Raw genomic sequence first — 985 nt, forward strand, 5'->3', positions numbered from 1 at the left:
CAGGGTGCCGCGCGGAAGTCCGGCTTTCCGGCCGATCGGCTCTGCGGGTCGGAGTGCGGTGGGGCGGGCGAGTGCGGCGGGGTAGACGCGGCGGGAGGGCAGGGCGCCGCACCGGAATGCTCGGGTCAGGACGCCGCGCCGGAACCCTCGGCTCAGGGCGCCGCGAGGACATCCCCCGGCTTGCTGGTGTCGGTCGGCGCCGCGGGGCCTACGGTCGCTCGGCCAGCATCCGCTCGATGACGACCGCCACCCCGTCGTCGTTGTTGGCGACCGTGCGGCCGGAGGCCGCGGCGATGACGTCCGGGTGGGCGTTGCCCATCGCGTACGAGCGGCCCGCCCAGGTCAGCATCTCGACGTCGTTCGGCATGTCACCGAAGGCGACGACCTCCTCGTGGGAGATGCCGCGCTCGGCGCAGCACAGCGCGAGCGTGCTGGCCTTGGAGACTCCGGGACCGCTGATCTCCAGCAGGGCGCTGGGGCTGGAGCGGGTGACGTTGGCCCGCGCGCCGATGGCGAGCCGGGCAGTGGCGAGGAAGGCGTCCGGGTCGAGCGAGGGGTGGTAGGCGAGGATCTTGAGCACGGGCTGGTCGGTGTCCGGTCCGTCCGGCGCGAGAAGCTCCTCGGCGGGCCGGAGGTTGTCCGGGATCTCCATGTGCAGCTTCGGATAGTCCGGCTCCTGGTGGAAGCCGTACGTCTGCTCCACCGCGTACACCGTGCCGGGAGCCGCCTCGCGCAGCAGCCGTACGGCGTCCAGCGCGTTGTCCCGGGCCAGTTCCCGCACCTTCACGAAGCGATGGCCGCCGGCGCCGCCGTGCAGGTCGACCACGGCCGCGCCGTTGCCGCAGATCGCCAGGCCGTGGCCGTGGACGTGGTCGCTGACGACGTTCATCCAGCGGGCCGGGCGGCCGGTGACGAAGAAGACCTCGATGCCCGCCTTCTCGGCGGCGGCGAGGGCGGCGACGGTCCGCGGGGAGACCGACTTGTC

The 985-nt window shown here is 73.3% G+C and carries 1 protein-coding gene; it reads right to left on the reverse strand.

Annotated elements, in window-relative coordinates:
- Window positions 1–208: 208 nt before the first annotated feature.
- Window positions 209–985 (reverse strand): HAD-IIB family hydrolase (locus JYK17_RS40280; RefSeq protein ID WP_222812329.1); only part of this gene is annotated, 777 nt, incomplete at its 5' end.

The sequence above is a fragment of the Streptomyces plumbidurans genome (assembly GCF_019857225.1).
Lineage (GTDB): Bacteria > Actinomycetota > Actinomycetes > Streptomycetales > Streptomycetaceae > Streptomyces > Streptomyces plumbidurans.